Origin of the sequence: Asticcacaulis excentricus CB 48 (assembly GCF_000175215.2) — a bacterium.
GTDB classification, from domain to species: domain Bacteria; phylum Pseudomonadota; class Alphaproteobacteria; order Caulobacterales; family Caulobacteraceae; genus Asticcacaulis; species Asticcacaulis excentricus.
Window position 1 is genome coordinate 785,985 of the sequence record NC_014816.1, and the last position, 23,913, is coordinate 809,897.

Annotated in this window: 25 protein-coding genes and 1 tRNA gene; 7 read left to right on the top strand and 19 right to left on the bottom strand. The window is 59.9% G+C overall.

The window, feature by feature from the left end; translation table 11 throughout:
• The first annotated feature begins 134 nt into the window (after positions 1-134).
• Positions 135-716 (top strand): demethoxyubiquinone hydroxylase family protein, encoded by a 582-nt coding sequence (locus ASTEX_RS21045; RefSeq protein WP_013478252.1) that lies wholly within the window; start codon positions 135-137, stop codon positions 714-716.
• 285 nt (positions 717-1,001) lie between these two features.
• Here the strand turns inward: ASTEX_RS21045 and prfH are convergent, their stop codons facing one another.
• The 4 genes from prfH to ASTEX_RS03645 all read right to left on the bottom strand — a co-directional run bounded on the left by prfH (position 1,002) and on the right by ASTEX_RS03645 (position 4,989).
• On the bottom strand, positions 1,002-1,628 hold the full coding sequence (gene prfH, locus ASTEX_RS03630; protein ID WP_013478253.1) for a peptide chain release factor H: 627 nt from the start codon (positions 1,626-1,628) through the stop codon (positions 1,002-1,004).
• Entirely contained in the window at positions 1,621-2,733 is a 1,113-nt protein-coding gene (locus ASTEX_RS03635) for an RNA ligase RtcB family protein (protein WP_013478254.1), read from the bottom strand. Before ASTEX_RS03635 ends, prfH begins: the two co-directional genes overlap by 8 nt.
• The gene (locus ASTEX_RS03640) at positions 2,726-3,205 is read right to left on the bottom strand and encodes a hypothetical protein (RefSeq protein ID WP_144004599.1); all 480 of its coding nucleotides are present in this window, start codon (positions 3,203-3,205) and stop codon (positions 2,726-2,728) included. Before ASTEX_RS03640 ends, ASTEX_RS03635 begins: the two co-directional genes overlap by 8 nt.
• An 887-nt stretch (positions 3,206-4,092) precedes the next feature.
• Positions 4,093-4,989, bottom strand: a complete 897-nt coding sequence (locus tag ASTEX_RS03645) for a HEPN domain-containing protein (RefSeq protein ID WP_041658847.1) — start codon at positions 4,987-4,989, stop codon at positions 4,093-4,095.
• Positions 4,990-5,118: 129 nt separating this feature from the next.
• On the opposite strand from ASTEX_RS03645, the gene ASTEX_RS20950 reads away from it, so the two are divergent.
• A complete protein-coding gene (locus ASTEX_RS20950) occupies positions 5,119-5,535 on the top strand; it encodes a helix-turn-helix domain-containing protein (RefSeq protein WP_280959867.1) in 417 nt (138 codons plus the stop codon).
• A 1-nt stretch (position 5,536) separates the two neighbouring features.
• Here ASTEX_RS20950 and ASTEX_RS03655 read toward each other — a convergent pair whose 3' ends face one another.
• The 6 genes from ASTEX_RS03655 to hemC form a co-directional block, all read right to left on the bottom strand.
• Positions 5,537-6,433, bottom strand: coding sequence for a hypothetical protein (locus tag ASTEX_RS03655; RefSeq protein ID WP_041658849.1), 897 nt, complete (start codon positions 6,431-6,433; stop codon positions 5,537-5,539).
• A 196-nt stretch (positions 6,434-6,629) separates the two neighbouring features.
• Positions 6,630-6,705: transfer RNA gene (locus ASTEX_RS03660), tRNA-Thr, on the bottom strand.
• A 100-nt stretch (positions 6,706-6,805) separates the two neighbouring features.
• Positions 6,806-8,353: a heme biosynthesis protein HemY gene (locus ASTEX_RS03665; RefSeq protein WP_013478261.1), complete on the bottom strand. Its 1,548-nt coding sequence runs from the start codon at positions 8,351-8,353 to the stop codon at positions 6,806-6,808.
• A complete protein-coding gene (locus ASTEX_RS19195; RefSeq protein ID WP_013478262.1) occupies positions 8,350-9,324 on the bottom strand; it encodes a COG4223 family protein in 975 nt (324 codons plus the stop codon). Before ASTEX_RS19195 ends, ASTEX_RS03665 begins: the two co-directional genes overlap by 4 nt.
• Positions 9,325-9,340: 16 nt before the next feature.
• Positions 9,341-10,024, bottom strand: coding sequence for a uroporphyrinogen-III synthase (locus ASTEX_RS03675; RefSeq protein ID WP_013478263.1), 684 nt, complete (start codon positions 10,022-10,024; stop codon positions 9,341-9,343).
• Between the two features lie 108 nt (positions 10,025-10,132).
• The gene (gene hemC / locus ASTEX_RS03680) at positions 10,133-11,077 is read right to left on the bottom strand and encodes a hydroxymethylbilane synthase (RefSeq protein WP_013478264.1); all 945 of its coding nucleotides are present in this window, start codon (positions 11,075-11,077) and stop codon (positions 10,133-10,135) included.
• Between the two features lie 175 nt (positions 11,078-11,252).
• On the opposite strand from hemC, the gene tsaD reads away from it, so the two are divergent.
• The 3 genes from tsaD to ASTEX_RS03695 are packed head-to-tail and all read left to right on the top strand — an operon-like array spanning position 11,253 to position 13,743.
• Positions 11,253-12,398: a tRNA (adenosine(37)-N6)-threonylcarbamoyltransferase complex transferase subunit TsaD gene (gene tsaD / locus ASTEX_RS03685; RefSeq protein ID WP_013478265.1), complete on the top strand. Its 1,146-nt coding sequence runs from the start codon at positions 11,253-11,255 to the stop codon at positions 12,396-12,398.
• On the top strand, positions 12,395-13,411 hold the full coding sequence (locus tag ASTEX_RS03690; RefSeq protein ID WP_013478266.1) for an NAD(P)H-dependent glycerol-3-phosphate dehydrogenase: 1,017 nt from the start codon (positions 12,395-12,397) through the stop codon (positions 13,409-13,411). The genes tsaD and ASTEX_RS03690 overlap by 4 nt, the downstream gene beginning before the upstream one ends.
• Positions 13,408-13,743, top strand: a complete 336-nt coding sequence (locus tag ASTEX_RS03695) for a Rieske (2Fe-2S) protein (RefSeq protein WP_013478267.1) — start codon at positions 13,408-13,410, stop codon at positions 13,741-13,743. Before ASTEX_RS03690 ends, ASTEX_RS03695 begins: the two co-directional genes overlap by 4 nt.
• Here ASTEX_RS03695 and ASTEX_RS03700 read toward each other — a convergent pair.
• A complete protein-coding gene (locus ASTEX_RS03700) occupies positions 13,740-14,486 on the bottom strand; it encodes a creatininase family protein (RefSeq protein ID WP_041658502.1) in 747 nt (248 codons plus the stop codon). The genes ASTEX_RS03695 and ASTEX_RS03700 overlap by 4 nt on opposite strands.
• Before the next feature lie 166 nt (positions 14,487-14,652).
• On the opposite strand from ASTEX_RS03700, the gene acs reads away from it, so the two are divergent.
• A complete protein-coding gene (gene acs, locus ASTEX_RS03705) occupies positions 14,653-16,599 on the top strand; it encodes an acetate--CoA ligase (RefSeq protein ID WP_013478269.1) in 1,947 nt (648 codons plus the stop codon).
• 69 nt (positions 16,600-16,668) lie between these two features.
• On the opposite strand, the gene ASTEX_RS03710 is transcribed toward acs, so the two are convergent.
• Entirely contained in the window at positions 16,669-17,118 is a 450-nt protein-coding gene (locus ASTEX_RS03710; protein WP_013478270.1) for a hemerythrin domain-containing protein, read from the bottom strand.
• A gap of 195 nt (positions 17,119-17,313) precedes the next feature.
• Here ASTEX_RS03710 and ASTEX_RS03715 point away from each other — a divergent pair, with 195 nt between their 5' ends.
• Entirely contained in the window at positions 17,314-18,636 is a 1,323-nt protein-coding gene (locus ASTEX_RS03715) for a hypothetical protein (RefSeq protein ID WP_013478271.1), read from the top strand.
• 2 nt (positions 18,637-18,638) lie between these two features.
• On the opposite strand, the gene ASTEX_RS03720 is transcribed toward ASTEX_RS03715, so the two are convergent.
• The 7 genes from ASTEX_RS03720 to ASTEX_RS03750 all read right to left on the bottom strand — a co-directional run bounded on the left by ASTEX_RS03720 (position 18,639) and on the right by ASTEX_RS03750 (position 23,632).
• Complete coding sequence (locus ASTEX_RS03720; RefSeq protein WP_013478272.1) at positions 18,639-19,283, bottom strand: DNA-3-methyladenine glycosylase family protein; 645 nt, start codon at positions 19,281-19,283, stop codon at positions 18,639-18,641.
• Positions 19,284-19,342: 59 nt separating this feature from the next.
• Positions 19,343-20,170 (bottom strand): hypothetical protein, encoded by an 828-nt coding sequence (locus tag ASTEX_RS03725; protein WP_013478273.1) that lies wholly within the window; start codon positions 20,168-20,170, stop codon positions 19,343-19,345.
• A gap of 18 nt (positions 20,171-20,188) precedes the next feature.
• Positions 20,189-20,647 (bottom strand): DUF350 domain-containing protein, encoded by a 459-nt coding sequence (locus tag ASTEX_RS03730; RefSeq protein ID WP_013478274.1) that lies wholly within the window; start codon positions 20,645-20,647, stop codon positions 20,189-20,191.
• A 120-nt stretch (positions 20,648-20,767) separates the two neighbouring features.
• Positions 20,768-22,003 carry a dual-specificity RNA methyltransferase RlmN gene (gene rlmN, locus ASTEX_RS03735; RefSeq protein ID WP_013478275.1) on the bottom strand — a complete coding sequence of 412 codons (1,236 nt, stop codon included), beginning with the start codon at positions 22,001-22,003 and terminating at the stop codon, positions 20,768-20,770.
• A 90-nt stretch (positions 22,004-22,093) separates the two neighbouring features.
• The gene (locus ASTEX_RS03740; protein ID WP_013478276.1) at positions 22,094-22,450 is read right to left on the bottom strand and encodes a c-type cytochrome; all 357 of its coding nucleotides are present in this window, start codon (positions 22,448-22,450) and stop codon (positions 22,094-22,096) included.
• The gene (locus ASTEX_RS03745) at positions 22,447-22,872 is read right to left on the bottom strand and encodes an MAPEG family protein (RefSeq protein WP_013478277.1); all 426 of its coding nucleotides are present in this window, start codon (positions 22,870-22,872) and stop codon (positions 22,447-22,449) included. Before ASTEX_RS03745 ends, ASTEX_RS03740 begins: the two co-directional genes overlap by 4 nt.
• Positions 22,865-23,632, bottom strand: coding sequence for a HesA/MoeB/ThiF family protein (locus ASTEX_RS03750; RefSeq protein WP_013478278.1), 768 nt, complete (start codon positions 23,630-23,632; stop codon positions 22,865-22,867). The genes ASTEX_RS03745 and ASTEX_RS03750 overlap by 8 nt, the downstream gene beginning before the upstream one ends.
• Between the last annotated feature and the right edge of the window lie 281 nt (positions 23,633-23,913).

A 23,913-nucleotide genomic window follows, 5' to 3' on the forward strand; every position in this document is an offset into this window, starting at 1 on the left:
GTATGCAATTTTCGCGTCACACCGAGATATTGGTAACCGTGATATCCTCGATTCTATTTCCGCTCTGGGCGTGTAAAGATGCCTAACCGTTCGGATAGATTGCCATGCCGACTCGCCGGGGATAAGCTTTTTCAATGCCGCGACCGCTATCTCAAGACCAGAAACTGATCCGACGAATTTTGCGGGTCAATCACGCAGGCGAACACGGCGCCGTTTCGATTTATTCTGCCCAGCTTAAGCGACTGCCCTCAGGCGCAAACGACTTGGAGGCCTGGCTGAAGGAAACACTGTCTCATGAGAATGAACATCGGCTGGCATTTCGGGAAGCCATGAGTTCCCGTTTTGCTAAACCCTGTCGCGCATTGTCAGTCTGGAGCGTTGGAGGCTGGTTTTTGGGCAGTATCACTTCCACGTGGGGCCGGACAGGGATTTTCGCATGTACTGCAGCGGTAGAACGAACTGTTCATGCGCACCTTGAGGAGCAAATTGCGTTTCTCCGACACCACGATACCGAACTTGCGGCTTTGGTCGAGCGCATTCAGATTGAGGAGATATCCCATCTTTCCTATGCAGAAGAGAGACTGGGGCCTAAGTCGGGGTTAGCTGCGTCGCTAAGAACAGTGATTTCATTTGCCACAGAAGTGCTCATCGCATTGTCTACGCGCGGAGACTCCATCAGACTGAGATATCGTTTGCAGGCGGCAATTGAGGGGTGAGCAATCTCTGCTCGCTGGCAAGCAGACTTTTTGGACTTTGCGTAGGCGTTTCGGGGCGAGATCATTCGGAATCCGACGAAGTTCCGAATTAGGCGCAAAGAGGACGAGAACAAGTCATTCTTTCCGGGATCGATCGCGACGCTTCTCCTGTTACGCAAGGGTTTGACGGCCAGGGGGCCGGCCGATTATTGATCGCCATTTGCGCGTACAGGTTGCTAAGCAACGCAGGGTCTTGAAAGGCCTCGCTACTGCGGTGCCGTTTCCAGCGCCGCAGTAGCGAAGGCCTTAGCAGGAGCTCTTTAGGCTAAAGAGTGGGCCGGTGTAGGTTCTCACAGACTTCCCTCGCTCTAGGTTCTGGTGAGCCGACCACTGCACCTGGCGGGCACTGTCACTGGCCTTTTGGCGTTGCTCATCCAACAAAACAGCCAGCTTTTGCCTGGCAAGTTTACGGTTTGCATGTTGAGACCGTTGTTCTTGGGCGGTCACAACGAGGCCCGTCGATCTGTGAGTGGCTCGAACAGCACTGTCGGTCTTGTTGACATGCTGCCCTCCGGGCCCGCTCGCTCTCATGGTCTGAAACACAATATCTTCATCCCTGAGATCGGGCATGGCGTCGGGAGATGGCGCGATATTTACACCAACAAACCAGTTCCGGCGTTTGTGACGGGGTCTGAATGGGCTATCGCCTATCCATTGAATAGTCCCCACCCGGGCGGAGACAAAGGCCTGAGCTTGATCGCCCGTCACGCTCATTAGAAGCGATGCGGGCAGTTCCTCTCCAGAGTTGATGACTTCGCATGCGACCCCGTCCTTCAGAGCCTCCCTGGTAAAGGCTCTGGAGAGTTGCGCGACCACCCAGCAGCATTCGTCCGGACCTTTGCCGGAGGTCAAATGGAGAATGATCTCAGTCATGGCGCCTCGTCTTATAGCTCAGGAGAGGCCGTAGCCGTGCGATAGCCCGTATCAGTCCTGCGGCCTCAAGGTCTGCGATAATGCCTGCGATATCTTTGTAAGCCTCCGGGGCCTCCTCGAATATCAAACGGCGGTCTTCGCAGATGACATGGCTTGCAAGTTTAGTACGTTGCAAGTCCGCCGCCTTGTATCGCCGTGAAAGACGCGCATGCGCGTCATTTCGGCTCCACTTTCGGCCCGCGCCATGCGCAAGAGACACGAGGGATTTGTGGGCAAAATCGGGTACGGGTTCGACCAGATAGCTGAAATCCCCTCGCGATCCTGGGATGACGACTAACCCACAGTCTGCGGGTGCGGCACCCTTACGGTGCAACCAACCACTGTCATAAGGGGTAACGCTATTATGGACGATATCCAGGATGCCAGATCCCGATACGCCGATGGCGTCCATAAACCGCTGCGCGATTATTCGCCGATTGAGGACGGCCCACGCAACAGCCTGATCGTGCTCCAAAAGGTATGCCTTCGCTTCGGGCTCAGACGCCATGAGTCCAGACTTACCAGTTCGCGCTAACTGTTCATTCAGAATAGCCTGACCCAGTCCACGCGACCCGCTATGGACCATCATCCAGACCCGGTCCGCCTTGACGTTAAGTGCCGCAAAGCGATCCGTATCCAGAACGTCTTCGATCCGTTGAAACTCGACGAAGTGATTGCCGCCACCGATGGTTCCAAGAGATGGGCTAGCCAGATTGGCGGGAAGGCCAGCGGCACTAAGGGCCGCCTCCATCGCACCTCCCCAGGGGTCATCGAGCCCCTGAAGACGACGATCCACTTGGCTCACACGGAATTTGCGAACGGGAAGGCTTGTTTCCCACAGCGCCATGCCACAACCAATGTCGCTTCCCACGAGGTGGGGCCAGATCCGGTCGGGTGACCAGAAGGCGGCCCCCACGGCAATACCGTTGCCAGCATGCAGATCAGGCAAGCCGACAACCTTACCCATGCCTTCCAGGCGTGCGGTGGCGTCCAATTGATCGATTGCCATCGGGTCAAACCGGCTGAGGTCGCGGCCAATGAGCGATGTTTCACAGCATTTATTCATGGCGTTCCGCCCCCGTGATACGGTTTGCAGCGGGCAGACATTCGGATAGGAACCGCTGTTCCTTCAGGACGCCATCTGTCGGGTCGACAAAGAATCGTCGCCGCCGATATCGGCGTTCATTCGAACCGAGGACTTCACCTTCGAACAGCCATTCGCCGTATCGACCAATAGAAATCCGCGCGAGTACGAAGTCCTCAATGTGCTGGCGCACATGCATTTTCATCGTGCTGCCGGTGTCGAGTTGCGCACAAATCTCACTGAAGACCTCGTCCCATTGTTGTCCGCATCGGCTTCTTAAGAAGCGGACGAGTGGGGCTAGATTCTCGTTTAAGACCTTGGTGTAACGCGTGCTCTCGATAGCGTGCCGTTTATGGCCGATGGCTTTTAGGGTGTAGTCTTTGGTCCTTTTAAGTTTGGGAGAGGCGGCATGACCGGCGCCCCATCGTGGTCTCTCGATAATCACTTTGAACATGTCAGTTCGCATTGCCGCCCCCATGTTTCTGGAAAGACGTCGAATGATGAATGTTAAAGCGGGAAGGGATGGCGGCGCACTTGGCGCGGCCATGAGGGATCAGGCGAGTGTATTCGCCCGATAGGAAATTGCCCATGCAATATGTTCCTGAGAATTTTGGATCGGGAAATCAGATTCGAGGTTTAGGAACATTGCTCGCATGATTTTCTCCTTTCCTTCTTCAGGGCATGCCGGGACTGGCTTTGCGGCAATTAGAGGTTAAACCGCTTTATAGCAACCATATTTGCGATAGTCGTCACGCGTGTAACGAAACCTGTAGCCCGTTTGCATCAGTGTGCGTCTGTCCAGAGGCCAACCTCTTCCGCCCGATGGTGATACAACATGGCGGATTTTGGCCACCACTAACAGAACCATTTGGCGCGAAGGTCTTCGCCTTGTTGACCAGAAAATTTTTGGTCTCGTCTGGGGCTTCGAGCGTCAACGGTTTAAGCTACTAGGCAAAACGCTGTTTCAACGTGCAGGTCATTTCACGTCCTCGACGGGCGTTCTGTGATGGTAGGTTTTGCCGGACGTGATGAATGTTTCAACGCGTTCCCACGCCCTTTTGTCAGATGACTTTGGCGCCTTGAAATCACGTCCCATGAAGTGAGCCACGCCGCCGCAGTGCGGACACTTGTGCCTGAATTCACTTTCAAATAGCCTCGCGGAACGTTCAAATTCTGTGCGGACTGACTTTCCGAGAGATCGTGGTTTTGCCAGGCTGACCAATGGCCGCTTGAACGATTTCCTGCATGTAAAGCAGGCATAGGAGAAAGCGTGCGTCCCGCATCCGTAATCAAGCGGGTTCTGCATTTTCGGCTCCAGTTCCTTTAAAGCAAAGCTAGGCCTTACGCTATGCGTTCCTGGCAGACGGTCTCTACCGTTTTTTGCAACAATCCGACCCGTTCACTGAGCCATGCCAACTCGTCCTCGCCGATACTGTAGCTCGCGGAGTAACGGGCCTCAACATAGGCCCTCCGCAGTCTATCAAACGCTTGGCGGTGCAGCTTAGTCTCTGCCGGCCATATGCCCTTTAGCCGATCATCCAGCGCCTCCGCCTGCGACCGCAGCATGGTGATGCGGTGGCTTTTGGGGCTGTAGAGCGTGAGCGTCAGCAGTAGACCGTGGTAGAGTCGCTCTACTGTCTGGTGAAGATCAAACGCCGCATCCTTAGAGAAGCCTCTGCGCAGAGCTTCCAGGGCGAGCTCATAACGGCTGTGTGCACTTGGTAACCACTGCTCATAATGCCCCCTGGCCTCGGCCAGCCGCTCTGCCTCGGTCAGCGGCTTAGGTGCCACGAGAGGATGCCCCGGGGCCTCGTACAACATGATCCCGTCGCGGGCGATATCGACGAAGAAGGGCCGGCCTCTGGCGAGGTTATCATTCACTTCATTGAGGCTGTGTACGATGAAGTTGACCGGGGTGCGGATGTGCTCAGTGACGGTGTATTCGCGGATCAGATGCTCGTCAGCCTTGGCCCAGTAGTCCTGTAAATCGGTAAAGGCCTGACCGTTGACGACAATGAGGAGATCATAGTCCGAGCGATAGCCGGATGAGCGGTCTTCAACCCAGTCACCACGGGCGTAGGAGCCGAAGAGGATGATCTTGAGTATGCGCCCGGCCTTGCGCTTATCGGAGAGCGCGGTCTTTGTCGCATCCTCGAACTCGTCAAACAGGATCTGCACGACGCGGGTCAGTTCGCGCCGTTTCACATCCGGTAGGTGTTCGAGCTTATCAGCCAGCATCAAAAAGGCCCCGCAGTTCGGGATCAGCATAGTACCGGAGCTGGGTTGCCACAATGGGGCGTTGACCATTGAGGAGCAGGAGTTGTGTATCCGGAGGTATGGCATTGCCACATGCACTGTAGCGCGTTGATGTGGTCTACGACCTGCGTCATCCGATGGGCAAAGCGACTAAGAAATCCGTCAATAGCCGCAAAATCCACTATAACGGGGATCGGAGACCGCTATTCACATATTGAGAATACGGTGATAGATATCCGCAAGTGGTGGCCGATTTTCGCAATTGGGTCTACGTCTGCGGGGAAGGCCTTTCTCCAGATGCTTGGCGTCTTCGCTGAGTTTGAAACCTCTATCCGTAAGGAACGCCAGTTAGAGGGCATCGCCACGGCGAAACAGGCGGGCGTCTACAAGGGCCGAAAGCCGTCTGTTCCTGTCGATGAAATCAAGCGCCTCGCCTCTGAGGGCATGGGCGCAACCGCTATTGCTAAGACGCTGCAAGTGGGCCGCGCGAGTGTCTACCGGACACTGTCTGTCATTGACGGTTCCTAGGTCAGATGTAGTTCTTATCGCGCAGCCATTTGATGATGTGCTCTGGCGCGGTCGTGCCGGGGCTGCGAGTGTCAAATGGCTTGTATAGACGTCCAATTATGTCTGTCGGTAAGGCTTTTAGCGTCTGATCTTTCAGGAGTAATACGTCTTTACCGAGGGCCATCATATACCCCACCTCTAAAGAGACGTTCGGATTGAACTCATCAGTTTCGATGCGATCCCATATCGCGACGGCGAAGTCACAAGAGTGCATGTAGGTCTTAATATTGAGGAACAGATCATCCATGTATTGTTTGTCGTCTGCTCGCATTGCCGCAATCCCATGGGCGCTGAGAACGTCTTTGACGACTTGGGCGCTTTCACTGTAGGCCTGTGGTGCGCCAAACTTCATTATGATGAACGCAGTCTTCTTCCCTTCGGGATAGTCCGTCCGAAATCTCTTAACTCCTTCCGCTATCTCTGGCAGGGATATGGATTCCACAGCAGGCTTGGAATGGGACTTAAGGTCTGACTTGACGCGTTCGATATACGACTTCGCGGCCTCTTTTGCGACCTTTGCGGCTTCAATGTCCGTAAGGCCCTTTTTGAATTCAAAGGCATATATAACGTCGCCAATATCTCTAGAGATATTCGTGATGGCCGAGCTTAGGGGCGTTATGCCGTACTTTTGAATGTCGGCGTATGTAAATGCCTCGTTTCCGTACCCTTCTGTAAAGGCGACTTTATAAGAGGCAAGGTCTACGGCTCCAACAAATTGATTGGCTTCTATCAAAGGGACTTGGGGTGATTTCAACCCCTCTGATTTGACCAACGCAAGAACTGTTTCGCAGAATACTTTGGAGACCCGGTCAACCACCTTTTGGTCTTCTGCATTCATGTCGCCTTTTATGTAGCGCATGGTTGGCTGTATCACGTTGCCTATAATGGACAAATCTACCTCCGAAGTCCCAGTTGTAATAAACGCTGACCGCGCCTTTGATTTTTTAGCGGGATTTCCACCGATGCTGTGTTGGCATGGTGTTGGCAGTCGTTTCTCTGGCAATCCCCCTAGATTGCTGACGCAGGCACAAGATACTGATTACTTGAAAGAAAAATGGTGCCGCTTAGGTGACTCGAACACCTGACCCCCTCATTACGAATGAGGTGCTCTACCGGCTGAGCTAAAGCGGCACGTAGATGCAAGCGCATAATCGCCTGCCCCGGTTAGGAGAGCGCTGTTTACAGGTTCCCATAGCGGTTTGGCAAGGCCCCAAAGGGCTCACATCGGCAATTATTTTGTGGGTTTTGTCTTGCGGGCGCGGGGTTTAGGGGCAGGAGGGGCGACTTCGGCCTCATCGAGGTCGTGTCCGGCAATGGCGGCGTCATATCCGTCCGGGCTGAGGGCCAGATTGTCGGGTAGGGGGGCGGGGCCTGACTTTTTCTGCGCCGCTTTAACGAAGGGCATAGACGGTACGTAGCGCGTCGGCATGTCGGGGACGTCTGGGAGGCCCTTTTCGGCGCGTTCATGGCGCGGGTGAGCCAAAGCCCCGGTTTCGGCATAGGTCAGGACCAGCGTTGTCCAGTCGGACGGTGTATAGGCAAAGGCCTTTCCTTCTGGGTCAAGGTCGGACCAGTCGGGCTCGGCCTTGGCAAGTGAGGCTTTGGCGACCCAGCCTCGCGCGCCATCTACGTCCTGCAAGGCCAGGGCCGCCTTGGCCATCAGGCCGCAAAGGCGGCGCGTCAGTCGCTCTTCCGTTAGTTCGTCCTCAAGCGCCGCGGTGGCGCGCTCAATATCGGCGCGCACACCACTTAAAACGGAGCGTTCGACCTCCAGCAGACGGCTTTCGCGGTGTTGTGGGTTGCGATCGATCAGCCCTTGCAGGCGGCGGGCGCGGTCCTTTGGCGTCTCATCATTCACCAGGTCGCGATAGGCGAGCCAGATGGCCGGGTGCGGCTGAGCGGCATAGGCGGCCTCCAGCACGTCTTCCGCGCGGCCCAGCTTGTTATGCGCGGCCAGCAGCCGCGCGGCGATGACGGCACCGGGGGCGAACATGGGTTGGAGCTTGGCGGCGCGCACGGCGTAATCGAGCGCCTGTTCGCGAATTTGTCCTTCGGCGGCGCCTTCCAGACGGGCGGCCGAAGCGGCCATCAGGGCGGCGCGCGCGCGTTCGGCAAACAGCGGCGAGACCAGCTTGCGGTTCAGCGCCCCTTCGACCAGATCGAGCGCTTCGGCCCATTCGCCGGCGGTCGAGCGGGCTTCGAACAGGGTCTTGAAGGCCCACATGGCGGGCTTGGGCTGGTTATAGCCTTCGGCGGCCAAACGGATGGCCTCGGTGCGGTCGCCTTCGGAAATCGCGAGGGCCATAAGGCCGCGCAGGCCCGCGAGTTTCAGTTCCGGCACGCTGAGCATGGCCGTCCAGGCGGCTCGTGTGGCAACCGGGTCATGGGCGGTCTCGGCGGCCAGCGCGTTGAGGATGCGCACCAGTGCCACATTGTCATGCAAGTCCACAGCCTTGATCGCCTGACGGCGCGCTTCGGCCCCATCGCCGGACACGACGGCGATAAATCCGCGCGTGAGGGTCTCTTCGCCCTGACGGCGGCGCGCGTTGGCCCGTTGGCGTTCGGCGCGCTGTGGCGCGCGCGACATCCACAATACGAGGTTCCAGAAGCACACGGCTGCAAAGGCCAGCAGGCCGATGACGATGACAGCAGCGGCGGCCGGGGTGTCGATCCGGTAGCCGAGCCAGATCAGGGTGGCCGTGCCGGGGTCGCCGGCGGCGGCAAAGGCCACGGCGATCAGGGTAATGATGCTGAGGAGAATCAGAAGCGTTCGGATCACAGGCCATTCTCCGGCTGAGGCGCCATACCGGCCCCAATGTCCGCCGTGGCGTCGGCGCCATTGGCCGTGCTGTAATTGGCCTGACTGAGGCGGCTCAAGGCCTCGACCGTGATCCGGCGTGTGGTGGTATCAACCAGCACGCGGTTGCGCGCATCGGTCATCCACGGCTTGAGGGCGGCTTGCGAGGCGGGGGGCAGGGTGGAGAGGACCGTCAGCGCCCCGTTGAGGTCGCCCTGATCCAGACGGCCCTGCGCCTGAAGCAGCAGGGCATCCGGGCCGCGCGCCGCGCCATCGATGCGGCGTATACTGATCAGGCCGCTGAGTGCATTTGTCAGGCGGGTCAGGAAGCTGTCGTCCGTCTTGGCGCTGGCGGCGGTGCGGGCTTTAGCGGCGTAAGCCGGGAAGCTGAGCGCCAACGCGATTTCGCTGGGCACGCCCTTTTGCGCCAGAGGCCGCAGCGGCGCGACCATCACCGTGTCGGTCAGGCTCTTCTCAACGTCGGCCAGTTCGGACAGAAAGGGCTGTGACCCCTTAGCCGCCTGTTGCAGGCCCGAGGCAGAGGTAGCCGCAGCGGCGGCCTGAATCAGCAGGCGCTGATTGGCCTCAAGGCGATCGAGGCGCTCGGACAGGCGGTTGAGGGCCGTCGGGTCGGCATAGGTGGGCGCTTGCGGGGCTTCGACGGAGGCCTGCGCCTGACGTACACGCAGGGCGTTTAGTTCGGCGGTCAGGCGGGCGATTTCGGAGTCTTTTTCGCTGTCCTTGGCCACCGCCGCCGCATCGAAATAGTCAGCCACGGTCTTTTGCGGGGCGCTCAGGTGCTCCTTATAAACCGCAAAGCCCAACACTCCCAGTGCCAGCAGCACAAAGACGATGGGAAAGGCGAAGGCAATGATCAGCGGGCCGCGCCCCCAACGGGTCTTTTCCGGCTCCGCCGCAGCGGGGATCGGGTTCGGGGCGAAGTCGTCGGTCATGGCGGTCCGTGGGGTTTTAGAGCCTGGCGAACAGGGCCTCTTCATCCGGAGAGGCCACTACCTCTATGTTTAGGCCCGCAGAGGGTAAATTTCCAGTGAAATTGAGGTGTTCGCGCAACCGTTGGGCGGTGGCCTCAGAGATGCAGAGGACGCGCGCTGACATACCCGCCAGATAGGGCGCGCAGGCCTGCGCGCCGCGCGGCGAATATAGCAGGATATGGGTAATAGCCGCCCTCTGCGCTCGGGCGTCGCGGGCGTCGCGCTCCACGGTGCGATAAAAGAGGACCGGATGCAGGTCGAAACCCGATAGTGCCATACTCAGGTCGCGCGCCGGGGTTTCGGGCTGCGGGTAGAGGAGTGGGCCTTGCGGGGCCTCGGACTTCAGCAGTCGGATCAGGTCTTCGACATCGCCACCGGCACTATGCACGGTGACGAACCCAGCCTCACGCGCTTCGCGGGCGGTGGCGTCGCCGACAGTCCACACCGTCTGATGCCGCGTTGCGTACTGGCGCGTAAAGGCTTTCAGGCCATTGATCGAGGTGGCGACGATATGGGGAAAACGCGCCACATCGATGTCAGGGCTGCAGTATTCCACTTCGAGTAGCGGGTCATTAACCACATCAAAGCCCCGCGCCCGCAGCGCCTGCGCCGTGACGCTGGCCTGCGGCTCCGTTCGGGTAATCCATATCAATTTGCTCACGGCTACCTCACTGCGTTCGGCCTCCACGGGGGCGGCGAAGGGGCGCCGGCGCCCGGTCGGGCGCTTTTTATGACCGTGCCTTTTTACTAACCGCGGAATGCTAAAAAATTAGCCTGTGTATTGGATCAAGCGGTCGCCAGCCTCATCACGGATGGATTGCCCCAGACCTAGGCCCAGGGCATGGGCCGTTTCCAATGTAGGGGCGATGATCGTTTCGCGCCTTTGCCAGCGCGTGCGGCCATCGGCGGTCAGGGCCTCAACAAACAGGGTGAGGGCGTCGCCTTCTATCTTCGCGTAGGCCCCAACGGCCGTGCGGCATGAGGCTTCGAGCGCCACCAGTGCGCCGCGTTCGGCCGAAATTTGCAGGTGGGTTTCGACATGGTGCAGCCGCTTGATCCACTCCTGATCGAGGTCGTTGGTGCGGCATTGAATGGCCAGCGCGCCCTGACCGGGGGCGCAGGGGAAGAGGTCGGGGTCGATATAGGACTTGATATGCGCCTCAAGCCCCATGCGTTTCAGGCCCGCCGCCGCCAGCAGCATGGCGTCGCAATGCCCGGCCTCCAGCTTCGACAGGCGCGTATCGACATTACCGCGCAGCATAACGACCTCAAGGTCCGGCCGCACAGCCAGGGCTTGCGCCTGACGCCGCAGCGAGGCGGTGCCGAGCTTAGCGCCTTGCGGCAGGTCTTCGAGGCTGCGGTATTTGAGGGAAACGAAGGCATCGCGCGGGTCTTCGCGGACCGGAAAAGCGCACAGGCTAAGGCCGGGAATATCTTCGGCGGGCATGTCCTTCAGCGAATGGACGGCGACATCGACCTCACCGCTCAGAAGCGCGTCCTCGATCTCCTTGGTGAACAACTGCTTGCCGCCGGCTTCGATCAGGCGGCGATCCTGAATGCGGTCGCCCTGCGTGGTGATGATGACTAGCGGCGCAACTTCGTGCGACAGGGCTGGGTCGTGACCGAGCGCGGTGACGATCTGACGCTGAACCCAGCCGCATTGTGTGGTGGCAAGCCGCGAACCGCGCGTACCGATTTTCAGAAGTGGGGTCATTATCTTTCCGAATATCCCATCTGCCTTGAGGGAGAGGGGGCTAAGACAGAGCGTAGTCTATGTTTGCTTCTTCCTAAAATTTCGCCCTGCGGCTTGCAAGCCCCTTGACCTGCGGCCATTTGGCCTTTTCAGGTAACGCCTCTCTCCGCAAGGCTGCGGGGGATAAGGATTGGTAATGTCTCTTTGCGTTCTGGGTGTCGAATCGAGCTGTGACGAAACCGCTGTCGCCGTGGTGCGACGCGGTGATGACGGCGCGATTGAAGTCCTGTCTTCGGTCATCCATTCTCAAGTGGTCAAGCACGCCGTCTATGGCGGGGTTGTGCCGGAAATCGCGGCGCGCAGCCACGTCGAAACCATCGACGATCTGGCGCGTCTGGCGCTTTCGCAGGCCGCCGAACAGGGCGTTGGGGTGGACGATATCGACGCGGTGGCCGCTACCGCTGGACCGGGCCTGATCGGCGGGGTGATGGTGGGCTTAAGCTTCGCCAAGGGCTTTGCCCTGTCGCGCGGTCTGCCGCTGATCGGGGTCAATCACCTCGAAGGTCACGCCCTGTCCGTGCGCCTGACGCACACTGTGCCGTTTCCCTTCCTCCTGCTGCTGGTCTCCGGTGGCCATTGTCAGTTGCTGCACGTGCGCGGTGTCGGTGATTATGAGCGTCTGGGCACCACGATTGACGATGCCGCGGGTGAGGCCTTCGACAAGATCGCCAAGACTTTGGGGCTGGGCTATCCCGGCGGCCCGGCGCTGGAGGCTGAGGCGGCGAAGGGCGATGCCACGCGCTTTACCCTGCCACGCGCGCTTTTGGGGCGTAAAGACTGCGATTTTTCCTATTCGGGCCTGAAAACCGCCGCCGCCAAGATCGCCATGGAGCAGGTGAAGACACCGCAAGACCGCGCGGATCTGTGTGCCTCGGTGCAGGCGGCGATTGCGCGGCAACTGGTCGAACGTTCGGCTCGCGCCATGCGCGCTTTCAAGGCTGAAAACGCTGCCAGAACGGAAGTAACCCGCCCGGCCTTTGTCGTGGCGGGTGGCGTGGCGGCCAATAAGACCGTGCGGGCTGAGTTGTCGGCATTGTCCGAAAAAGAGGGGTTTGACTTTGTCGCCCCGCCTCTGGCCTACTGTACCGACAATGCGGCCATGATTGCGCTGGCCGGGCTGGAACGCTTTGCGCTGATGCAGGCGGCGGCCGATTATGATGGGGACAAACAGGTGCAAGACGGACTGTCGGCGCTGGCGCGGCCACGCTGGCCCCTTGACGAGCGCCGTGCGCTCAGTGCACCCATACATAAATATTCGGGACGCAAGGGAGCTAAGGCTTGACCCAATTCGTGCACGCCAAAGCCTTTGACAAGGTCGGTATCATCGGGGCAGGGGCATGGGGTACGGCGCTGGCGCAGGTCGCCGCGCGGGCCGGGCGCGAGGTGTTGATCCAGTGCCGTGAGCCGGAAGTGGCCGATTCGATCAATGCTCAGCACCTCAATCACCTCTATCTGCCGGGCCGTGAGCTGCTGGCGCAGGTGAAGGCGACCGCCGATCTGGCCGATCTGGGGGACTGTGACCTTATTCTGGCCGTTCCGCCGGCGCAGCATATGCGCGCCTCACTGAAGGCCTTTGCGCCGCATGTGCGCGACGGCCTGCCCATCGTCCTTTGCGCCAAGGGGGTTGAACGCGGCACGGACTGCCTGATGAATGAGGTCCTCACCGAGACCCTTCCGCAGGCGCGCGCCGCGGTCCTGTCGGGCCCGTCCTTCGCCGCCGAGGTGGCGCGCGGTTTGCCCACCGCCGTGACGCTGGCGTGCAAGGACGCGGCGCTGGGAGCGCAGATTTCGACGACTTTGGCGACGCAGACCTTCCGCCCCTATCTGATCGACGACATGATCGGGGCTGAGGCGGGCGGGGCTCTGAAAAACGTGCTGGCCATTGCCTGTGGTATTTCCGAAGGCAAGGGGCTGGGGCGCTCGGCGCACGCCGCCCTGATCACGCGCGGTTTTGCAGAAATGACGCGTCTGGCCGTGGCGCTGGGCGCGAAGGCCGAGACGCTGAGTGGCCTGTGCGGTATGGGTGATCTGGTCCTGTCGTGCTCCTCGCCGCAATCGCGCAATATGAGCGTCGGCCTGGCGCTTGGGGGCGGACAAACGCTGGCTCAGGCGCTTGAAGGTAAGATTTCGGTCGCCGAAGGGGTCGAATCGGCCCCGGCCGTCAAGCATCTGGGCGAAAAACTGGGTGTCGATCTGCCGATTTGCAACATGGTGGCGACCATCCTGTCGGGTGAAGCCAGCGTAGATAAGGCCATCGGCGATCTGATGTCGCGCCCGCTGAAGACGGAACGGTGAGACCGCTTCCCGGCACCATCATCTGTACCTGGGCTGAGCTTCAGGTAACCGGCACCGTCCTCTATCGTCAGGACGGGTTTGAGGGGTTCGTGATCCTCGATGACTATGTGCCGCGCGGCTATGTCGATGCCTGTCCGCACAACGGGATGCCTCTGGGGGGCGATCAGGAGGAAAGCGATTATCAGACGCGCGAGCAGGATGTGATCCTCTGCCGCTGGCACGGCGCGTCGTTTTTAAAAGACAGCGGCCTGTGCATCGGCGGTCCTTGCGCCGGAGAGCATCTTGCGTCGTGGCCGGTCGAACGCCGGGGCGATGAGGTGGTGACGGTTTAAGGCCGTTCCTCAGCCTCGAATTTCGCAATATCTTTCAGAAGGGCCGGAACCGCCGCCTCCAGAATTTGCTGCCCCAGCGCTCGCGTGGCCAGTGATGAGTCTGCGCCAATGCGGCCGTCAGGGAAGCGCGCGCGGTAATCGAGCGCGTCGCGGATCGGGCCGGTGGGCGCAATCGGCGGGTCCATCGTCAGGTCGCGCACGGCATCCGGATAGGCGGCCCAGGTTAGGGCGATTTCCGACGGCGTGGCGTGGCTGCCGTGGCCCTTGGGGAAGAGGCGGGCGCACAAAGGCGAGATACCCGGCAAATCCCACCAGTTGGACAGTTTCAGTGCGAAGGGACAGCGCGTGCCTTTCCATGACCATTGGCTATAGATTTCCGAAAAGGCCGCTTCGATCGAGGCGACATTGCCGCCGTGGCCATTGAGGAAATAGATGCGCTCAAAGCCATGCCGCGCCAGCGACTTCACCCAGTCTTCGATCGCCGCCATAAAGGTCGAAGGGCGTAAGGAAATGGTTCCCGCAAAGCCTAGATGGTGCTGCGCCATGCCGATATTGAAGGTCGGCGCGACGAGAATATCGCCTTGCTTTTCTGCGGCATGGGCGATGATTTCCGGGCACAGCCAGTCGGTCCCTAAAAGCCCCATCGGGCCGTGCTGTTCATTGGAACCGATAGGAATGATCACCGTTTTTGAGGTCTTCAGACGGGCTTCGATTTCCGGCCACGTGGAAAAGGCGAGGTGCACAGCTAGTCCTTCAAAAATGGTCACAAAAATGCTCCACAGTGCATAACCAATATACGACCTATTGCCAAGTTTCCCCGCTGTGCAAATTGTGGTTGGCTAGCTCGACAGGGCCGTGGATCAGTCTTATTTCTACGGCAAGATAAGCAAGAATATGTGTGAGGACGCCATGACGGTTGATACGCTGAACAATCCGACTCTCTTTCCCGTGCCGGCGACCTATCCGCGCGCTCACAGCGTGACGGCGGCCGCGCTTCAGGCGCAGCGTGATCTGGTTAAGTCCGACCCGTGGGCCCACTGGCGTCAACTGGGCGAAGCGCTCGACTGGATCAAGCCCTTCACGCAGGTCAAGGATGTGTCCTTCAATCGCGAAGACTTCCGCATCCGCTGGTATCACGACGGTCAACTCAACGTCGCGGCCAACTGCATCGACCGCCACCTGCCGCACAAGGCCGATACGGTGGCCTTTATCTTCGAAGGCGATGAGCCGAACGATTCTTACACAGTCACCTATGGCCAACTGGCCGAAGCGGTGGGCAAGCGCGCGAACCTGCTTAAAAAGTATGGCGTCAAAAAAGGCGACCGCGTCACTATCTATATGCCCATGGTACCAGAAGCGGCCTATTTCATGCTGGCCTGCGCGCGTATCGGGGCGGTGCATTCGGTGGTGTTCGGAGGCTTCTCGCCCGACAGCCTGGCCGGGCGTATCAATGACTGTCAGTCGGAATACGTGGTCACGACCATCGAAGGCCGTCGCGGTGGTAAGTCGGTGCCGCTCAAAGCCAATACCGACCTCGCCCTGCTGCAATGCCCCGGTGTGAAGCGCGTCTTCGTCACCGGCAATGGCTGTTCGCTGAGCCATGACGGGCGCGATCTGTGCGTCGATCCGGAACTGGAAGGTTTAAGCGCCGACTGCCCGCCAGAGCCGATGAACGCCGAAGATCCTCTTTTCATCCTCTACACGTCCGGTTCCACGGGCAAGCCCAAGGGCGTGCTGCACACGACGGGCGGCTACCTCGCTTGGGCCGCCTATACGTTTAAAACCGTTTTCGACTGGCACGAAGGCGATGTCTATTGGTGCACCGCCGATGTGGGCTGGGTGACGGGCCATTCCTACGTAGTCTATGGTCCGTTGGCGAATGGGGCCACCTCGTTGATCTTTGAAGGCGTACCCAACTACCCCACCGTGTCGCGCTTCTGGGAGGTGATCGACAAGCATCAGGTGACGACCTTCTACACCGCGCCAACGGCCATCCGCGCGCTGATGCGCGAAGGCGACGCACCGGTGCTTAAGACCTCGCGCAAGTCGCTGCGCCTGCTGGGCTCTGTGGGTGAGCCGATCAATCCCGAAGCCTGGCTGTGGTATCACCGCGTGGTTGGCAACGAAAGCTGCCCCATTGTCGATACCTGGTGGCAGACTGAAACCGGCGGGCACCTGATTACCCCGGTGCCGGGCGCCACGGCGCTCAAGCCCGGTTCGGCCACCCACCCCCTGCCGGGGATTGAGGCTTGTCTGGTCGATAATGAGGGCAAGGAACTTAGCGGGGCGACCGAAGGCAATCTGTGTATCTGCGACTCTTGGCCGGGTCAGATGCGCTCGGTCTTTGGCGATCATCAGCGTTTTATCGAAACCTACTTCTCGACTTATCCTGGCAAGTACTTCACTGGCGATGGCGCGCGCCGCGATGAAGACGGCTATTACTGGATCACCGGCCGGGTTGATGACGTCCTGAACGTCTCCGGCCACCGTCTGGGAACGGCTGAGGTCGAAAGCGCGCTGGTGGCGCACCACAGCGTTGCCGAAGCCGCCGTGGTCGGCTTCCCCCACGACATCAAGGGGCAGGGCATCTATTGCTACGTCACCCTGACAAAGGGCGTCGAACCGACCGAAGCGCTGAAGACCGAACTGCGCAACTGGGTGCGTCGCGAAATCGGCCCCATCGCCTCACCGGACATCATTCAGTGGGCACCGGGCCTGCCTAAGACGCGCTCAGGCAAGATCATGCGCCGTATCCTGCGCAAGATCGCCGAACGCGACGTTTCAAACCTTGGTGATATTTCGACGTTGGCCGATCCATCGGTGGTGGCCGATCTGGTCAAGGGCGCTGGGCTTTAAGCCTTTCACAAATAAACCACCTCCTCTGATGTCAGAGGAGGTGGTTTTGTATGATGGAAAGTTGGACCTTTACGCTCCCGCCATCATCTCCTTTTTCAGCGCGCCCATCTCCTTTGCCAGCTTGCGGGCCTGATCGGCACTGAGATAGGTCTTGGCCTTTTCGAAGATTTCGCCCTCTTCCTCTTCGACGTGGTGCATGACGGCGTGTTTCAGTTCACCAAAATGCAGCAGCCACTGATCGCTGTCAGCCGACAGGCCGGACACCTTCTGAAGGAAGGCTTCGATCTCATCATGCTCCTCATTGGCATGTTCCATCTTGTGCTCGACGGCCTTTGAGCGCGTGGCGTCTAGTACGGCCTTATAGAAGGTCTCTTCCTCGCTCTTGGCGTGGATTGTCAGCTCGTTTTTGATCTCGTTGAATAGGCGCAGACGCGTCGCGCCATCTGCGGCGATGACCACCTGCTCCATCAGGTCCTCGACCTTGCGGTGGTCTTTTTTGATGTAATTATAGATATCCATTCCTCGGGCTCCAGTCTTATTTCAGGTTGAAGCCTGAGCATGCACCCGCCTTGCGTAAGAGCGATATGGCACACCTCTGACAGGGTGTAAGCCGGGGGTAAGTCTCGTCGCAGTTGGCGGTGTCATCGTGCCGACCAATTTGACATCAGACGGCCCGGCCTGTACCAAAAATAGCAATTGTTTAGGGGGGATACCATGACCATGTCTTCGAAAATTCTGCGCCCGCTTGTGCTGATTGTCGCGCCTCTGGCGGCGCTGATGGTCTATGGCTGCGGTGGAGGAGGAGGCGGCGGCGGTTCCTCCTCCGGCGGTGGTACGGGCGGGGGATCATCCTCGTCATCATCGGCGTCGCAAAGCAGCTATGTGGCTTCAAGCCCGCTAACCGTCAGCACACGCAGCGGGGTTTTCAGAACCGAAACGGCTGTGACGGGTCTTTCGGGTGGCGGTTATGCCGTAGCGTGGACCGAGCGCACTGTGGTCGCCGGAAGCCCGGACACGTCAGGCTCGGCTATCTTGTACCGCGTGATTTCGAACACGGGTGCCACGCTGACGACGGAACTCACAGCCAATTCTACGACGGCTGGCGATCAGGAGAAGCCCACACTTCTGGCCCTAAGCAGTGGCGGCTTTGTGGTCGCCTGGTCCGATCGTGGCGCAGCCGCACCGGTTGTCCGGGCTCAGATCTTCGATGCCACTGGCGCCAAGCAAGGCAGCGAATTGCGTGTGAACACCCGCGCGCTTTCTGCAGCGACGGTTGGAACGGATACACGGGTACAACTGGTGTCGGCCGGAACAGGTTTTATGGTGGCCTTCCGTGAGCGGGCCATCAGTAATACTCAAGTGACCACCGCAGATGAGGTCCGGGCGCAGATATTCACAGCGACCGGTGCCACCGTGGGCTCTGAACTGACGCTGAAGGGCTTTTCGACTGGATCCATTGGCGGCAATGTCCCCGCCTATACTCTTATCGGTCTGACGGATGGGACGTTTGCTTTGTCGTATGAGGAAGCCAATAGTGCGCAGGGTCTGATGCAGGGTAAAGTTCAGCTTTACACTGCCGCGGGTGCGGCATCGGGAAACCCAATTGTTTTGAACGGCGGTCTTGAAGCTATGCTTCCTGCGGTGGTCAGTCTGAACACCGGGCGGTTTGCGGCGATCTGGTCGCAGCGGACGACGGTTCAGAGCCTGCGCGCTCAGGCCTATAGTGGTGCGGGAACTGTCTACGGGACAGCGGCGACAATAAATGCCAATGCGGCGTTAAGCGCCAGCTATTACGGTGCGACCGGATTGAGCACTGGCGGCTATGCGGTGGTTTATGCCTATAACTCGGGTCTGACCGGTCAATTGGTGTCCGATGATGGGACTAAGCTTTTCACGGAGTTTGAGATCACCACCGCCGCGTCACCTGATGGCGTGACTCTGGGGTCTGGACCGAATGGCTTTGCCGTGGTGTGGACCGAACTCAATGCCCGTAATACGGATCAGCCGGTGATACTGCGCATTTATAATCGCCAGTAAGCCTACAGCGTTCGCCCAAGCTCTCCACGTTTGACCGCGCCGTACCAGCCCCACAGGGCGTGCGATACCACCGATCGGTGGGGTGCCCAGCAAAGAGCCCGCTCGCGACAATAGACTTCGTCCGGGCGGGCATCGAGGCCGTCGAGCCAGCCCAAGGCTTCGCGTAAAGCGATGTCGCCGGTCGGGAAGATGTCGAGGCGGCCCTCGCAGAACATCAGATAGACCTCGGCCGTCCAGCGTCCTATGCCTTTAAGCGCCGTCAGGTGCTCGATGGCGTCTTCGGCCTCAAGGCTGCGCACATGGGCAAAGTCGAGCGCGCGGGCATGGACGGCTTCAGCGAGGATGCGGGCATATCTAACTTTGGGCCGCGACAGGCCGTGGCCGCGCAGGGTCTCATCTGACAGGGTCAGCAGATGGGCCGGGCTCATCTCTGACAGCCCGCCGCGCAGCTTCTGCCAGATGGCGTCGGCGGCCCTGACCGACAATTGCTGCTCGACGATTAGGCGCAGCAGGCCTTCAAAGCCATCGGCCCGGTGGCGAAAGTTGAGGTCGCCCACAGCCGCAAACAGCGGGGCCAGCGCCGGGTCGGCTTCGGCCAGGGCGGTCATATGCGCGCGTTCGAGGGGGACAAGGTCACCGGGGATCATGCGCGTAGACTTACACGGATGCCCGCGCGCGTCACGTCCCGAATATTGCGGTCAAATCCTTAGCTTTGGATACAGCCGACCTGCGCCACGCGATACTCCCGGCGCAGGGTGTCGGAGACAACGCCGTAATTGCGGCGCGTCAGCAGGTCTTCATGCTCGAAATCATAGCTGCGAGACGGCGTGTTACCGATCTTGGCCAGCGTCGCCGGGGTCGAGGAGTAGAGACGCCCGCGGCGCGGCTTGGTCTTCAGCGTGATGCCGATCACCTGAGACTGGGCATCAAGGGTGGGTCCACCCAGCAGCTTGTTCAGGCTGCCCGTCAGGTTGGCCGTATGCCCGGCTTCGGCCCAGGCCAGCACCGTTTCAGGGGCCTCGAAGCGCTTGCCGGTCTTGAGCTTGGTTTCGCCGATCAGACGGCCGGTCGCTTCACCGGCCAGATCTTGCGGAAAGCCCGGCATGAAGCCGCGCATCCCTGGCTTGATGGTTTTGGGATCGACAAAGGGCAGGGGGCGCGCCCCGCTTTCGGTAACGGCCAGCACGTAGTTGTCGAGGCTGCGCTTATACTGCACGCGGATACGCACCCCCAGATTGCCACCCAGATTGAGGAAGGGGTAGCGGCAGTTTCGGATGCTTTCGCGGGCCAGCACCCACTCACCGGATTTTGATACGGAGAAAGCCGTGCCGCGATAATCAATATCGTTCATGATCGGCAGGCTGATGATCTCGTTGGTCGAAAAGGGGGAGTAGGTGGCAAACAAGGCCGCTTCACCGGGCGGCGGCGGCGGCGGCGCCGGCGGTGACAGGGATTTGTCGGCCCAGCGGCCGGGCACGATGACCATCAGCGCCACCGCCGAACCGTAGAGCAGCCAGTCGGGGATGAGGCCCATCTCAAAACCCCTTTCAGATTAACCAGCGACGGCCGCGGCGAGGATCAGGGCGACGGCAAGCTTGCCCGCCACCAGTAGCACGGCAGCCGACACTTCGCCCTCGTCGATGCGTTGCGGCAGACCGGCCAGCAGGAAGTCCACCAGACGGAAGACGAACAGTTGGAGGATAACGGTCGCCCCGCCCCATATGAGGATTTCGCGCACCGAGGTCGACGCCGACATCGAGGCGGCCAGCGGCACGGCCAGACCGATGATCACGCCGCCATAGGCCACCGCAGCGGCGGAGTTGCCATCGCGGATCTGCTGGATTTCCTTATAGGGCGTCAGGATCGAATAGACGAAGGCCCCGATGAACAGCATCAGAAGGGTCGCCCCAGCGTGTAGCAAGGTGACCGGAAAACCGGCGGCGAAGGCCTGAACCTCCGGACGCAGCACGTCCGGCACCAGAAAGTCGAGATTGAGGAAATCCGGTATCATGCCGATCAAAAGCCCCGATTACGCCCGCCGTCCCGTGCGGATGGCCAGTATTGTATCGGGGGTCTTGCAAGATCAAGGCCGAAAAATGTGACAGTTATTTATGGGGTCACCGGTCCCCGCTTACATGCCAGAGGCCAGATGGCCGTAAGGCAGTTCCGTTTCGATCCCGTCCGTCTCATTTTGAGGCGTTTCGCTTTCATCAGTGGCCAGCCCCTCAACCTGCGCCTTGCGCAGCGCGCTGGCGCGGACCTTCTCGCTCTCGGACTTCAACTGACCGCAGGCGGCCAGAATGTCGCGGCCGCGCGGCGTGCGGATGGGCGAGGCATAGCCGGCCTTGTTCAGGATGGCCGCAAAGGCTTCGATGGTGCGCCAGTCAGAGCACTGATAGTCGGTGCCCGGCCAGGGGTTGAACGGGATCAGGTTGATCTTGGCCGGGATGCCCTTGATCAGCTTGATCAGTTCGCGCGCTTCCGCCGGGGAGTCGTTGACGCCCTTCAACATGACATATTCAAAAGTGACGCGTCGCGCGTTCGACAGGTCCGGATAGGCGCGGATGGCCGCCATCAGATCCTTCAACGGGTACTTCTTGTTGATCGGCACCAGCACGTCGCGCAGCTCATCATTGGTGGCGTGCAGCGAAATAGCGAGCATCGCCGCCGTGCGTTTTCCCAACGCGTCCAACTCCGGCACCACACCGGAGGTCGAGACCGTGATGCGGCGGCGCGAAATGGCGATGCCTTCATTGTCCGAAATGATATCGATGGCGTCGGCGACATTGTCGAGATTGTAAAGCGGCTCGCCCATACCCATGAAGACGATATTGGACAGGCGGCGGTCTTCCTTGGGCGAAGGCCATTCTCCCAGATCATCGCGCGCCACCTGCACCTGTGCCACGATTTCGGCAGCGGTCAGGTTACGCACCAGTCGTTGCGTGCCCGTATGGCAGAATGAACAGTTGAGCGTGCAGCCGACCTGAGACGACACGCACAAGGCGCCTGAACGACCCACATCCGGGATATAGACCGTTTCGACCTCGATACCTGGCGCCATGCGGATCAGCCACTTGCGCGTGCCGTCTTTTGACACCTGACGCTCGACCACTTCGGGGCGGGCGAGGGTGAACTTTTCGGACAGCGGCCCGCGTTGATCCTTGCCGATATCGGTCATCTTGTCGAAATCGGTGAAGCCGTAATGGTGCACCCAGCGCCAAATCTGCTGGGCGCGCATCTTCGCCTTTCGCTCTTCGACCACGCCAGACTCTTTCAGCGCAGCGATCAGGCCATCGCGCGTCAGCCCGGTAATGTTTACCTTGGCACTTGTGGCGGGTTTAGCGGACAGGTCGAGCGTATAGGCCACGGGTGGACTCTCAGAAAAGGCACAGATGCGGGGAGCGAGTGCGGGCCTATACAGGAAAACGTGGGGAATGTCTAATTCCGCGCATCAAATCTACGGCCTCTTCAAATACGCAATAATCGCGGCGCGGTTTTCGGGTTTGGACACCGACTGCGGCATATAGGTGCCGGGATAGAGCTTTGACGGGTCACTCAGGAACTGGTCGAGATGCACCGCGTCCCAGCGCAGGCCCGTAGCCCCGGCGGACTTGAGGGCCTTGGAGTAGGCAAAGCCCGCCACGCTGGCCACCTTGCGACCGATCAGGCCTTTCAACGACGGCCCCTGACCGTTGGCCGCCGTCACTTCGTGACAACTGGCGCAATAGCGCTCAAACAGGTCTTCGCCGGATACGGTTTGCGCCTGTACGCCGGAGGCGGACAACAGACCCGTAAGGATCAGCGCAGCTTTCATAAAAACACCCCCTGCGCCACGCGTCCCATCAGGACGACCACGGCGATGAAGTTGATCAGGAAGACCAGCCCGCGCCATGGGACATTCATCGTCAGGGTTTGCACACCCGTATGGATGAGCCGCCCGATCAGGAACAGCCAGGCGGCGGCGATGTCGATCGCTTCAATGCGGCCCGACTGATAAATGATGGCGGCGGCAAACAGGGCGAAGACCGGAAGTTCGAACTGATTGGACAGGTTGCGCGCTACCCGCTTTGAGCGCTCCGGGTCGGCATTGGCGTTGACGAAAGCGGCAGGTTTGATCTCGCCCTTGCGCAGGGCCGTCTGGCGCTCCCAGGTCAGCCAGGTATAGAGCGCGGCCACAAGCGCAAAATGGCCTAGAAACGGCAGCAGAAACTGTTGGTCGGTAGTCAGTTCAAACACGGCCACCTCCACAGATTCGGCAATCCGGCTCCGACGGCAGGGCAATAACGCGCGAAGTCATCGACAGGCCGTCGAAAATCAGCAGTTTGCCGATCAACGGGTTGCCCGCGCCGGTGATCAGCTTGATCACTTCCAGCGCGCCCATCGAGCCGATAATCCCGGCCAGAGCGCCGACAATGCCGACGCGTTCACAGGTTTCTGCGTCCGGCGGAATCTCCGGCACAAGACATTGATAGCAGGGCGCCCCTTTGTACACCGCCACCTGACCGCTGAACCGCCCTAGCGCGCCGGAGACCAGCGTCTTGCCCTGGGCCATACAGGTGCGGTTGACCAGATGCCGCGTCTCGAAATTGTCGCAGCCATCCAGGACGATGTCGTAGCCGCGGATGATCTCCGCCGCCGTGTCGGGCGTCAAGCGCACCGGATGCAGGTTCAGCGTAGCGTGTGGGTTGAGCGCCGAAAGACGCGCCTGCGCCACGTCGGCTTTAAGCGCCCCGACATCGCCGGTACTGTAAAGAACCTGTCTTTGGAGGTTGGACAAACTGACCGAGTCGTTGTCGAGCAGGCCCAGCGTGCCGATGCCCGCTGCGGCCAGATAAAGAGCCGCTGGGGCCCCTATGCCTCCGAGGCCGATAATCAGCACTTTCGCGCCTTTCAGACGGCGTTGCCCCATACCGCCAACCTCTTTCAGCACGATGTGCCGGGCGTAGCGGTCAAGATCGTCGTCACTGAGTTCAGGGGGGAGATGGGGCAGGGACATGTCCGCAGATATAAAGGGCGTCGCGCGACCCCGCCAGCCCTCATCTGTTCGTTTACCGTTAACGGGCGGCGGCCTATAATTCCTCCCGTTTGAAAGGGCATTGGGCTCTGGTGACAATTCAAAATCTAACGCGGCTTCTCCCCCCACCTGTGGGGAGGAGGCAGCGAGCGGAGCGAAGGGAAGCTGACGGCGGGGTTTAACCCCCAGTAAATAACCCTGCCGCTTCGTAAACTCGGCGCCTCCTCAGAATATGGGGAGGAGGCAGGGCGCAAAAGTTAAAC